General features: G+C 62.0%; 11 protein-coding genes. 2 read left to right on the top strand and 9 right to left on the bottom strand.

What is annotated here, in order from left to right; genetic code table 11:
- Positions 1 to 77: 77 nt before the first annotated feature.
- Positions 78 to 569 carry a GspH/FimT family pseudopilin gene (locus tag OIU19_RS24615; protein WP_264237197.1) on the top strand — a complete coding sequence of 164 codons (492 nt, stop codon included), beginning with the start codon at positions 78 to 80 and terminating at the stop codon, positions 567 to 569.
- Here OIU19_RS24615 and ispH read toward each other — a convergent pair whose 3' ends face one another.
- The 6 genes from ispH to murJ form a co-directional block, all read right to left on the bottom strand.
- Entirely contained in the window at positions 570 to 1,517 is a 948-nt protein-coding gene (gene ispH, locus OIU19_RS24620; protein ID WP_186553671.1) for a 4-hydroxy-3-methylbut-2-enyl diphosphate reductase, read from the bottom strand.
- Positions 1,518 to 1,531: 14 nt separating this feature from the next.
- Positions 1,532 to 1,969, bottom strand: a complete 438-nt coding sequence (gene fkpB / locus OIU19_RS24625; protein WP_186553670.1) for an FKBP-type peptidyl-prolyl cis-trans isomerase — start codon at positions 1,967 to 1,969, stop codon at positions 1,532 to 1,534.
- Positions 1,962 to 2,477 (bottom strand): signal peptidase II, encoded by a 516-nt coding sequence (lspA, locus tag OIU19_RS24630; protein WP_186553669.1) that lies wholly within the window; start codon positions 2,475 to 2,477, stop codon positions 1,962 to 1,964. Before lspA ends, fkpB begins: the two co-directional genes overlap by 8 nt.
- On the bottom strand, positions 2,470 to 5,301 hold the full coding sequence (gene ileS / locus OIU19_RS24635) for an isoleucine--tRNA ligase (protein WP_264237198.1): 2,832 nt from the start codon (positions 5,299 to 5,301) through the stop codon (positions 2,470 to 2,472). Before ileS ends, lspA begins: the two co-directional genes overlap by 8 nt.
- Positions 5,298 to 6,248, bottom strand: a complete 951-nt coding sequence (gene ribF / locus OIU19_RS24640) for a bifunctional riboflavin kinase/FAD synthetase (protein WP_186553667.1) — start codon at positions 6,246 to 6,248, stop codon at positions 5,298 to 5,300. The genes ileS and ribF overlap by 4 nt, the downstream gene beginning before the upstream one ends.
- 117 nt (positions 6,249 to 6,365) lie before the next feature.
- Entirely contained in the window at positions 6,366 to 7,904 is a 1,539-nt protein-coding gene (gene murJ / locus OIU19_RS24645) for a murein biosynthesis integral membrane protein MurJ (protein ID WP_264237199.1), read from the bottom strand.
- Positions 7,905 to 8,153: 249 nt separating this feature from the next.
- On the opposite strand from murJ, the gene rpsT reads away from it, so the two are divergent.
- Positions 8,154 to 8,432 carry a 30S ribosomal protein S20 gene (gene rpsT / locus OIU19_RS24650; protein ID WP_010220592.1) on the top strand — a complete coding sequence of 93 codons (279 nt, stop codon included), beginning with the start codon at positions 8,154 to 8,156 and terminating at the stop codon, positions 8,430 to 8,432.
- A 163-nt stretch (positions 8,433 to 8,595) separates the two neighbouring features.
- Here rpsT and OIU19_RS24655 read toward each other — a convergent pair whose 3' ends face one another.
- From OIU19_RS24655 to OIU19_RS24665, 3 genes are read right to left on the bottom strand one after another with little or no spacing between them, the layout of a single operon-like run.
- Entirely contained in the window at positions 8,596 to 10,896 is a 2,301-nt protein-coding gene (locus OIU19_RS24655; protein WP_264237200.1) for a PqiB family protein, read from the bottom strand.
- A complete protein-coding gene (locus tag OIU19_RS24660; RefSeq protein ID WP_264237201.1) occupies positions 10,889 to 11,512 on the bottom strand; it encodes a paraquat-inducible protein A in 624 nt (207 codons plus the stop codon). Before OIU19_RS24660 ends, OIU19_RS24655 begins: the two co-directional genes overlap by 8 nt.
- Entirely contained in the window at positions 11,499 to 12,158 is a 660-nt protein-coding gene (locus tag OIU19_RS24665; protein WP_264237202.1) for a paraquat-inducible protein A, read from the bottom strand. Before OIU19_RS24665 ends, OIU19_RS24660 begins: the two co-directional genes overlap by 14 nt.
- Positions 12,159 to 12,501 lie beyond the last annotated feature (343 nt).

The raw sequence follows: 12,501 nt of genomic DNA on the forward strand, positions 1-12,501 counted from the left end.
CCAGCAATCCGGCCGACTAGACCCGTTGGCCGTCGTCCGCAAAGCTAAAGCGAAGCAGTTCCAGGGAGGAATGCAGCGTGAAGCAACAGGGCGTAACACTGATACAAATGATGTTTGCGCTGGCCCTGGCCGGGGTTCTGACACAGCTTGCGGCGCCGGCCTACAACGCAATCAGCAAAGACCTGCAACGGGCAACCGCCGCCCGCGAACTGGCGCAGGCACTGCGCAGTGCGCGCGGCCAAGCCTTGCTGTTGCAACAAGCGGTGGCAGTACAACCCTTACAGGGTGACTGGGGGATCGGCTGGCGGGTGCTGCACGTGCACAGCGGTGAGTTGCTGCGCGAGCAACGTCTTGGCACAAACCTGAAGATCGTCGGCAGCGTGGGTAATGAAGTGCGGTTCAGTGCGCAGGGCATTCCATTGCGGGGCAATGGCGGTTTCTTGGGGGGGACGCTGGAGGTCTGCGGCCAGCCCGACGATGCCGAGCGGCGCCAGGTGGTGCTGGCGCCTAGCGGCAGGGTGAGCCTGCGCACAGACGCGGCCGCAAGGCCACTGTGCGCAGGCAGCTGATCAGATCAGCGAACGCACCCGCAGCTCCTTGGGCATGGAGAAGGTGATGTTCTCCTCGCGTCCGTCGAGCTCTTCGGCGCCAGTGGCGCCCCACGCCTTGAGCTGGTCGATCACCCCGCGCACCAGCACCTCGGGTGCCGAGGCGCCAGCGGTGATGCCGATGCGGCCGATACCGTCGAACCAGCCTTGCTGCAGGTCTTCGGCACCGTCGATCAGGTAGGCCGGGGTGCCCATGCGCTCGGCCAGCTCACGCAGGCGGTTGGAGTTGGAGCTGTTCGGGCTACCGACGACCAGCACCACATCGCACTCGTCTGCCAGTTGCTTGACCGCGTCCTGGCGGTTCTGGGTGGCGTAGCAGATGTCGTCCTTGCGCGGGCCGCCGATATTCGGGAAGCGTGCGCGCAGGGCATCGATGACGCGACTGGTGTCGTCCATCGACAGCGTGGTCTGGGTGACGAAGGCCAGGTGGTCAGGGTCGCGCACTTGCAGGCTGGCCACGTCCTTCTCGTCTTCGACGAGGTAGATCGAGCCGCCGTTGCTGGCGTCGTACTGGCCCATGGTGCCTTCGACTTCCGGGTGCCCGGCGTGGCCGATGAGGATGCATTCACGCCCGTCGCGGCTGTACTTGGCCACTTCGATATGCACCTTGGTCACCAGCGGACAGGTCGCGTCGAACACCTTCAGGCCGCGCCCGGCCGCTTCCTGGCGCACGGCCTGGGAAACGCCATGGGCGCTGAAGATGACGATGACATCGTCCGGCACCTGGTCGAGCTCCTCGACGAAGATCGCGCCGCGGTTGCGCAGGTCTTCGACCACGAACTTGTTGTGCACCACTTCGTGACGCACATAGATCGGCGGGCCGAAGACTTCCAGGGCGCGGTTGACGATCTCGATCGCCCGGTCGACCCCCGCGCAGAAGCCGCGAGGGTTGGCGAGTTTGATTTGCATGCTCAGCTCCTGGCTTACAGGGCCTTCACTGCGAGGATCTCCACCTCGAAGCTCAGGGTCTTGCCAGCCAATGGGTGATTGAAGTCGATGGTCACCTGGGCATCGTCGAAGGCTTTGACTACCCCCGGCAGCTCCGCGTTGGCGGCATCGTTGAAGATCACCAGCAGGCCTTCGGAGAGTTCCATGTCAGCGAACTGCGAACGCGGCATCACTTGCACGTTCTGCGGGTTCGGCTGGCCGAAGGCGTTTTCTGGGGCGACAGTGACGGTGCGCTTGTCACCGGCCTTGAAGCCGAACAGCGCGGCTTCGAAACCAGGCAGCAGGTTGCCATCACCCACTTTGAACACGGCCGGGGCCTTGTCGAACGTGCTGTCGACGGTGTCGCCGTTCTCCAGGTGCAACGCGAAGTGCAGGGTGACTTCGGTGTTCTGGCCAATACGGGTCTCAGTCATGCACAGGCTCCTCGGACTTCTTACTCTTGAACATATCCAGCGCCAGCATCACCGCACCGACGGTAATGGCGCTGTCGGCCACGTTGAAGGCCGGGAAATACCAGCGGTTCTGCCAGTGCACCAGGATGAAGTCGACCACGTGACCGAGCACGATGCGGTCGTACAGGTTGCCCAGCGCACCGCCCAGTACCAGGGCCAGGGCCACTGCCAGCCAGGTCTCGTTGCGCCCCAGGCGCTTGAGCCAGACCACCAGTACGGCGCTGACCACCAGGGCGATCAGGGCGAACAGCCAGCGCTGCCAGCCGGAACTGTCAGCCAGGAAGCTGAACGCCGCGCCGGTGTTGTAGGCCAGGGTCCAGCTGAAGTAGTCGGGAATCACCACGATCTGCTGGTACAGGCTCAAGGCACCTTCGAAATAGACCTTGGTGGCCTGGTCGATGACCAGCACCACCAGGCTCAGCCAGAGCCAGGCAAGGCGCCCGAAGCGCCCCGCAACAGGGTTAGGCATAGTGGCGCACCTCACCGGAACCGCTCAGGTTGTCGACGCAACGCGAGCAGATTTCTGGATGCTCAGGATTAGCCCCGACGTCGGCGCGGAAGTGCCAGCAACGGCCGCACTTGGCGTGACCGGACTTGACCACTTTGAGCTTCAGGCCTTCGACTTCGGTAGCTACGGCATCGGCCGGCGCCTGTACGAACGGCACCACGCTGGCGGCGGAGGTGATCAGCACGAAGCGCAGCTCGTCGCCCAGCTTGGCCAGATCGGCGCTCAGGCCTTCTTCGGCGAACAGGGTGACTTCTGCCTGCAGGTTGCCACCGATGGCTTTGGCCGCACGCTGGTTCTCCAGCTCTTTGTTGACCGCTGCCTTGACCGCCATGACGCGGTCCCAGTAGGCGCGATCCAGCTCGAAGCCTTCTGGCAGCTCGGACAACCCTTCATACCAGGTGTTGAGCATCACCGATTCGTTGCGCTCGCCCGGCAGGTACTGCCACAGCTCATCGGCGGTGAACGCCAGGATCGGCGCGATCCAGCGCACCAGGGCCTCGCTGATGTGGTACAGCGCGGTCTGGCAGGAACGGCGGGCGACACTGTTGGCGCCGGTGGTGTACTGGCGGTCCTTGATGATGTCGAGGTAGAAGCCGCCCAGCTCCTGCACGCAGAAGTTGTGGATCTTCGAGTAGACGTTCCAGAAACGGTACTCGCTGTAGTGCTCTTCCAGCTCGCGTTGCAGCAGCAGGGTGCGGTCCACTGCCCAGCGATCCAGCGCCAGCATGTCTTCGGCCGGCAGCAGGTCGCGGGCCGGGTCGAAGCCGGACAGGTTGGAAAGCAGGAAGCGCGCGGTGTTACGGATCCGCCGGTAGGCGTCGGCGCTGCGCTGCAGGATCTGGTCGGAGACCGCCATCTCGCCGGAATAGTCAGTGGCCGAAACCCACAGGCGCATGATGTCGGCGCCCAGGGTGTCGTTGACCTTCTGCGGCTCGATGGTGTTGCCCAGCGACTTGGACATCTTGCGGCCGTTTTCATCGACGGTGAAGCCGTGCGTCAGCAGCTCGCGGTACGGCGCGTGGTTGTCGATGGCGCAGCCGGTCAGCAACGAGGAGTGGAACCAACCACGGTGCTGGTCGGACCCTTCCAGGTACAGGTCGGCACGCGGGCCGGTGGCATGGCCGATGTCGTGCGAGCCGCGCAGCACGTGCCAGTGGGTGGTACCTGAGTCGAACCAGACGTCGAGGGTGTCGGTGATCTTGTCGTACTGGTCGGCTTCGGCGCCGAGCAGTTCGGCGGCGTCCAGCTTGAACCAGGCTTCGATGCCCTCTTGCTCGACGCGCTTGGCGACTTCTTCCATCAGTTCAGCGGTACGCGGGTGCAGCTCACCGCTTTGCTTGTCGAGGAAGAACGGGATCGGTACGCCCCAGTTACGCTGACGCGAGATGCACCAGTCGGGACGGTTGGCGATCATCGCGTGCAGGCGGGCCTGGCCCCAGGCCGGAACGAACTTGGTCTCTTCGATGGCCTTGAGCGCGCGCTCGCGCAGGGTGTCGCCGGTGTTTGGCTTGCGGTCCATGCCGATGAACCACTGCGCGGTGGCGCGGTAGATCAGCGGCGACTTGTGGCGCCAGCAGTGCATGTAGCTGTGGCTGATGGTCTCGGTGTGCAGCAGCGCACCGACTTCCTGCAGCTTGTCGACGATTGCCGGGTTGGCTTTCCAGATGAACTGGCCACCGAAGAATTCCAGGCTCGGCACGTACACGCCATTGCTTTGTACCGGAGTGAGGATGTCGTCGTTGACCATGCCATAGCGCTTGCAGGTGACGAAGTCGTCTTCACCATAGGCAGGCGAGGAGTGAACCACACCGGTGCCGGCGCCCAGCTCGACGTAGTCGGCCAGGTAGATCGGCGACAGGCGGTCGTAGAACGGGTGGCGGAAGTTGATCAGTTCCAGCGCCGAACCTGGCGCGGTAGCGATCACCGAGCCTTCCAGGTTGTAGCGCTTGAGGCACGCCTCGACCAGCTCTTCAGCCAGCACCAGCAGACGCTCGCCGGTATCGACCAGGGCGTAGTTGAACTCCGGGTGGATGTTCAGCGCCTGGTTGGCCGGGATGGTCCACGGGGTGGTGGTCCAGATCACGATGGCAGTGGGCTTGGCCAGGCTGGCCAGGCCGAAGGCGGCGGCCAGCTTGTCAGCGTCGGCAACCGGGAAGGCGACGTCGATGGTCTGCGACTTCTTGTCGGCGTACTCGACTTCGGCTTCGGCCAGTGCCGAGCCACAGTCGAAGCACCAGTTCACAGGCTTGAGACCCTTGAACACGAAGCCTTGCTTGACGATTTCGGCCAGCGCGCGGATCTCGCCCGCTTCGTTGGCGAAGTTCATCGTCTTGTAGGGATTCTCCCAGTCACCCAGCACACCCAGGCGGATGAACTCGGTCTTCTGCCCTTCGATCTGCTCGGCAGCATAGGCGCGGCACAGCTCGCGGGTCTGGTCGGCGCTCAGGTGCTTGCCGTGGGTGACTTCGACCTTGTGTTCGATCGGCAGGCCATGGCAGTCCCAGCCCGGGACATACGGCGCGTCGAAACCGGACAGGGTCTTGGAGCGGACAATCATGTCCTTGAGAATCTTGTTCAGCGCATGACCGATGTGGATCTTGCCGTTGGCATAGGGTGGGCCGTCGTGCAGGACGAACTTGGGACGATCCTTGCCAATTTCGCGCAACTTCCGGTACAGGCCAATGCTGTCCCAGCGCTGCAGGATCTGCGGTTCGCGCTGGGGCAGGCCGGCCTTCATCGGGAAGGCGGTGTCCGGAAGGTTAAGCGTGGCTTTGTAGTCGGTCATTTCAGGCTCTTCGTTAGCGGTTGAGCGTGCCAGTGGGCACGTGCGGCGGCGATGTCCGCGTCGATCGCCGACTTCAGCGCCTCCAGGGAGGCGAATCGCTGCTCTTCGCGCAGCTTTTGGTGGAATTCCACCGTCAGGCGCCGGCCATACAGGTCGCCGGCAAAATCCAATAGATGAATCTCAAGGTGAGGACGCCCGTCACCCGCGACGGTGGGGCGTACTCCGATATTGGCCACACCCGGCCAGACCTTGCCGTCGATCTCGGCGCTGGTCAGGTAGACCCCGCTGAGCGGGACCCGGCGGCGCTTGAGCTGGATGTTGGCGGTCGGCGTACCGAGTTGGCGGGCCAGCTTCTGGCCATGCAGCACACGCCCGGTAATGGTGTAGCGCCGGCCGAGCAGGTGCGCGGCAAGCTCGAAGTCGGCGTTGGCCAGCGCGGTGCGCACTTTGGTGCTGCTCACGCGCAGGCCGTCCTGGACCACGGTATTGGCCGCTTCGACGCTAAAGCCATACTGTTTGCCGGCTTCGACCAGGAAAGCGAAGTCGCCTGCGCGGTCGCAACCAAAGCGGAAGTCGTCGCCGACCTCCAGGTGGCGCACACCCAGGCCATCGACCAGAATCGCCTTGACGAAGGCATCGGCACTGAGCTTGCTCAGGCGCTGGTTGAAGGCCAGGCACAGCACCCGGTCGATACCCTCGCCGGCGAGCAGCTCGACCTTGTCGCGCAAGCGGGCCAGGCGCGCAGGGGCGGTCTCGGGCGCGAAGTACTCGCGGGGCTGCGGTTCGAAGATCACCACGCAGGTGGGCAGGCCCAGCTCCTGGCCGCGCTCACGCAGGCGCGCCAGGATTGCCTGGTGGCCACGGTGAACCCCGTCGAAGTTGCCAATGGTGGCGACACAGCCCCGATGCTCGGGGCGCAGGTTGTGAAGACCTCGAACCAGCTGCATAACGCGCTTCTTGCTCATAAAGTGGTCGATTATAACCACACCCGGGCGCTGGTGACAGGCAGCAGCGCCATGGGGTGGCGTGGAATGTGAAAAACCGACGCTTGGCCGGTCAGCGCCTCAGTGCAGGGCCTTGCGGGCAAAATGCCGGGGGCGGAAACCGCACAGGTACAGGCAACCAAAATAGGTCACCACGCCCGCTGCGATCAACGCGCCCAAACGCAGGAAACGCTCGAGCATCCCGCCCAGCTCCCAGGCTGGCATGTAGTGCATGCCAGCCAGCAACACCGCTGACATCAAGCCCACCGCCAGCACCAGCTTGAGCAGGAACCGCGTCCAGCCCGGCTGCGGCTGGAACAGGTCCTGGCTGCGCAGCTTCCAGAACAGCAAGCCGGCGTTGAGGCAGGCACCCATGCTGATCGCCAGGGCCAGGCCGGCGTGGGCAAGCGGGCCGACCAGCACCAGGTTGAGCAGCTGGGTGGAGATCAGGGTGAAGATCGCGATTTTTACTGGAGTGCGGATATTTTGCTGGGCATAGAAGCCTGGGGCCAGCACCTTGACCAGGATGATCGCCAGCAGGCCGACCGAATAGGCGATCAGCGCGCGCTGGGTCATGGCCGCGTCGAAGGCGGTGAACTTGCCGTACTGGAACAGTGCCACGGTCAGCGGCTCGGCCAGAATTGCCAGAGCCAGGGTACACGGCAGCACCAGCAAGAAGCACAGGCGCAGGCCCCAGTCGAGAATCCGCGAGTACTCATCGCGGTCGCGGTTGGCATAGGTCTTGGCCAGGGTTGGCAGCAAGATCGTGCCCAGGGCCACGCCCAGCACCCCGGACGGCAGCTCCATCAGACGATCGGCGTAGTACATCCACGACACCGAACCTGCCACCAGGAACGAGGCGAAGATGGTGTTGATGATCAGCGAGATCTGGCTGACCGAGACGCCAAGGATCGCCGGCAGCATCTGCTTGAGCACGCGCCACACCCCGCTATCGCGCAGGTTCAGGCGTGGCAGCACAAGCATACCGATCTTCTTCAGCGCTGGCAGTTGATACAGCAGCTGGGCCAGCCCGCCGGCCAGCACACCCCAGGACAGGGCCATGATGGGTGGATCGAAGTACGGGGTAAGCAGCAGGGCGAAGGCGATCATCGCGACGTTGAGCAGGGTCGGGGTGAACGCCGGGACCGAGAAACGGTTCCAGGTATTGAGGATCGCGCCTACCAGCGACGACAGCGAGATCAGCAATATATAGGGGAAGGTCACCCGCAGCAGGTCGGTGGTCAGCGCGTATTTTTCCGCGTCATCAACAAATCCAGGCGCGGTGATCCAGACCACCCACGGCGCGGCAAGAATGCCCAGCGCAGTGACCAACGCCAGGACCAAGGTCAACAAGCCACTTATATAGGCGACGAAGGTACGGGTCGCCTCCTCGCCCTGCTGGGTCTTGTATTCGGCCAGAATCGGCACGAAGGCCTGGGAGAAAGCACCTTCGGCGAAGATCCGGCGTAGCAGATTGGGCAGCTTGAAGGCGATGAAAAAGGCGTCGGTGGCAACGCCGGCGCCAAAAACGCGCGCCAGGATGGTGTCGCGGACGAAGCCCAACACCCGCGAAATCATGGTGATGGAACTGACTGCAGCCAGGGATTTGAGCAGGTTCATCGAAAAATTTTCACGCCGGGGACGGAGGACGCTACTAATGACGTCCAGATGTGCGATACTCCCGCGCCTTCGCAGGGGAGCCAAAATTCCCGAGTTTACAGGTCGCGGCGCAGAAAGGAATATTTCCCTCTCGCGGACCCACCACTCGGCGGAACCCTGCAGGTGGCCTTGACATCCGTCGTATGCATCGGCATGATTCGCGGCCTATTTTGTTTGCTATTTTCCTAAAGTCTTTCAAGGAGCTCGACGGTGGCCAACTCACCTTCCGCCAAGAAACGCGCAAAACAGGCTGAGAAGCGTCGCAGCCACAACGCCAGCCTGCGTTCCATGGTCCGCACCTACATCAAGAATGTAGTTAAAGCCATTGACGCAAAAGACGCCGAAAAAGCGCAAGCCGCCTACACCCTGGCTGTGCCTGTAATCGACCGTATGGCCGACAAAGGCATCATCCACAAGAACAAGGCTGCTCGCCACAAAGGCCGTCTGAATGGCCACATCAAGGCGCTGAAAGAAGCTGCAGCTGCCTAAGCGACGCGCTTGTCCAAAAACCGACCCTAGGGTCGGTTTTTTATTGCCTGTGATTTGAGTCTGGGTCGGCGTCGACCTCTTCGCAGGCAAGCCCGCCCCCACAGGGGCTGCGCTGTTGTTGAGTCAGCGCAGATCTTGTGGGAGCGAATGGACGCCGGTGGCTCTATTTGCCTAGCTGAATCTTTGGCGCCCACTGCAGCCAGGCCTCTTCGGGCTTGTCGAACAAGGCGAAGGTCTGCTGCGGCCGCGCCGGGTTGCCCATCTGCTCGCCATCAGGGGTGGCAAAGGCGATGCCGCCGTCTATCAGGGTCTCCAGCGACTCGGTACGTACCGTAGCGCCTTTGAACAGGCCCCAGTCGAAGCCAAAGCCGCTGCTGTTCCAGAACCGGCTGCCGCCGCGCACCAGCGCCGCATAGCGTGGCTCGATGAGGATATGGATCAGTACACGATCAGCACTCTGGCCCAGCTCGAAACCTGTCACCTTACCCACCGCCACTTCACGATAAGTCACCGGCACGCCCGGCTTGATCGATCCTCGGCGCGGCGCGCTGAGGGTCAGCGGCAGTCCGATCTCCTGCCCCACTACCTCAGGTGCTTGGTCTAGGGCGATGAAATCACGCTGAGGGCCCTGGTTCTTCAGAGCAGGCTGCACTTCCAGATACTGACCGCCGATGAGGGTATCGAGGTTTTCAGTGCGCACCAGGCCCAACGCGGGCTTAACCACCCAGAACTGCGTGCCGACCCGGGTAATGCGTTCGGCGGCTTCGGTAATCCGCGCCCTGAGCAGCACAGCCTGTAGATCATCGGTCAGATCCGTACTTTCGATACTGCCGACATCCAGGCCACGGAAGCGAATCGGCGTACCGGGCTTCAAGCCGTCAGCGCGATCGACGCGAATGGTGATTAGGGTGCCTGCGCGATTCACCGCCTCTTCGCTGTCATGCAGACGGAAACGTGGAATATGCCGCTTGAGCTTCACATCCGGCCTTGGCGTATCGAAAGCGATACCGCCCGCCATGAGGGTCTGCAGCGACTCGCTCTTGACCTTGATCCCCGAAAGCCCACCGGTGAGGGTAATGCCGCTGGCATTCCAGAAGCGGCTCGAACCGTTGACCAGGTTGGCGTACTCCTTCTCGATGTGCACACCGATCAGGATGCGCTTGCTGTTGCGCGCGAACTGGTAGCTCTGCACGCTACCTACTTTGACTTGGCGGTACATCACCGGGCTGCCAACCTCGAGCGAGCCGAGCGTGTCAGCGAACAGCACCATGTGCAAACCTGGGGCTTTCAAGTCCAGTGGCGGCGCTTTGGGCCGGGCTTCGAACTCGCGTTGCGGGCGTGCGCCCTTCTCACCTGGGCGAATGGCGATGTAGTTACCTTTGACCAAGGCTTCCAGACCGGTGATACCGGCCAGGGAAATGGACGGCTTGACCACCCAGAACTGCGTGCCTTCGACCAGATAGTCTTCAGCGAGCGGATCGAGGGTCAGCTCAGCCATTGCACTGGTCAGGTCATCTTCGATTTTCAGGGTCTTCAGCGAGCCAACCTGAATGCCTTTGTACAGCACAGGCGTACGCCCGGCTTGCAGGCCTTCAAAGTCGCTCAGCCGAACCTTGATGCGGATGCCCGCCTGCGCTGCGTCGAAGTCCTCATAGAGGCGGAATGGCAGGCTTGGGTCGGTGGGTGGGCTGTCCTTGCGATGTTCAGGGGTGGCGAATGCGATACCGCCGGCAACGATGCTGCTCAGCGACTCGCTGCGCACTTTGACCCCGGACAGGTCGGCATCGATGCTGATGCCGCTGGCGTTCCAGAAACGCGTGTGTTTGCGCACCAGGCTGGCATAGGCAGGCTGGATGAAGACTTTGACCTCGACGGTGTCCTGGTCATCGGACAGGCGATAGCTCTTCACCCGACCGACCTGGATCTGCTTGTAGAACACCGGGCTGTCGCGGTTGAGCGAGCCGAGCCGGTCGGCCTTCAGGGTCAGGTGCAGGCCAGGCTCGGCATCAGACAGCGGCGGCGCTGCCGACAAGGCCTTGAAGCGCTTGGTCGGCTCGCCCTTGCCGGGGTCGACGGCGATGTAATTACCCGATACCAGTGTTTCCAGGCCCGAGATACCGGCGAGGGTGACGCTCGGCTTGACCAGCCAGAAGCGGGTTCCGGTGGTCAGGTGCTCGTCTGCCGCCTTGTTCATTTCAATGGTGGCGATCACCCCGGTATTGCTGCCCTTGGCATCGAGCACCAAGGCGGTGACCTTACCCACCGGCATACCTTTGTAGATGACTTCGGTCTTGTTGGCGACAATCCCCTCACCCGACTCGAAACGCACTTGAATCTCGACGCCGGCATCGCGATAGGCCTGCCAGCCGAGCCAGCCACCAATGATCAAGGCGATCAGCGGCAGGATCCAGATGGCCGACCAATTCGAAGCTGGGCGGGTTTTAGCCGTAGGCACATCACTCATGGTCGTCATCCGACTCCGTGTTATCCCAGATCAGTCGGGGATCAAAAGTTAAAGCAGCGAGCATCGTCAGAATCACCACAGAGGCGAAGGCGATGGCCCCCAGGTTGGCTTCGACACTGGCGATGCGGCCGAAATTCACCACTGCCACCAAGATGGCAATGACGAAGATATCCAGCATCGACCAGCGTCCGATGAATTCAATGAAGCGGTACATCCATATGCGCTGGCGCGCCGACAAGGGCTGATGGCGCTGCACCGAGTACAGCAAAAGACCAATGCCAACCAGCTTGAAGGTGGGCACCAGGATACTGGCGATGAACACCACCGCAGCAATAGGCAGCATGCCGTGCTTCATCAACGTGATAACCCCGGACATGATGGTGTCCGGACTGCCCTTGCCCAGCGAGCTGACGGTCATGATTGGCAGCACATTGGCTGGGATGTACAGCACCAATGCCGTGATCAGCAGCGCCCAGGTGCGCACGATGCTGTTAGGGCGGCGGGCATGTACGATGGCGCCACAGCGGGTACAGGTCTGCGAAGTCGCATCCGCTTGCTGTCTGTTCAGCTCATGGCATTCATTGCACACCAAAATACCTGCATCAATCGCCCGCATGCAGGTCCTCCCCCGACAAGGCCACCCAGATCTGGTGGGGCGACATCACCACTTCCAGCCAGACCTGAACCAGTAACAGGCTAATGAAGCAAAACAGACCCAGGCCGATTGTCAGTTGCGCAAGGTCGACCAATTTGACGATGGCCACCAAAACGCCCATGAAGTACACCTCAAGCATGCCCCACTCTTTCAGATGGTGGTAAATGCGGTAGATCAGCAAGCCATAACTGCGCCCGATGTTCAGGCGGATGCTCAGCAACACCGCCAATTGGCAGAGCAGCTTGAGCAATGGGATGGCCATGCTGCACAGGAACACCACCACAGCGATCAGCTGCATTTGTGAGTTGTACAGGCCTAATACGCCACTCCAGACAGTGTCATCGGAGGTCTGGCCGAGCAGGTGCAGCTGCATGATCGGCAGGAAGTTCGCCGGTATATAAAGCAGCAAGGCCGTCAGCACCAGGGCCAGGCTGCGGTTGACCACGTTATAGCGGTGAGCATAGAGCTCGTAGCCGCAACGCGGACACAGTGCCTTTTCACCATGCTGCAAGGGCGGCTTGCGCAGCAGCAGGTCGCACTCGTGACAGGCTACGAGTTCGTCCAGGGGTAATTGAGCCAGCACTTGGGGGTCGACAGGGTTGGGCATAAGGAAATCTGAATGAAAGCGTGGGCTCTATTCTAGTGCTCTGACTCCAATTGTGGGAGCAGACGTTTGGCGCTGATGTGTGTCATGGCCTTTACACCGATCTCGTTGTTTGAGGGGTTGAGCGGGCGGGGCAGTTGCTATCGCGGGGCAAGCCCGCTCCCACTCATGCTTCGTCTCAACTGAGTCTGGTATCGATTAGGCTGATTTGGCGGAAGGCAGAAGGCGGAAAAGACAAAACCCCTACCTGCTCGCGCAGATAGGGGTTTTGCGAAATGAATCTTGACGATGACCTACTCTCACATGGGGAAACCCCACACTACCATCGGCGATGCATCGTTTCACT

Source organism: Pseudomonas sp. BT-42-2, from assembly GCF_025847435.2.
GTDB classification, from domain to species: domain Bacteria; phylum Pseudomonadota; class Gammaproteobacteria; order Pseudomonadales; family Pseudomonadaceae; genus Aquipseudomonas; species Aquipseudomonas urmiensis.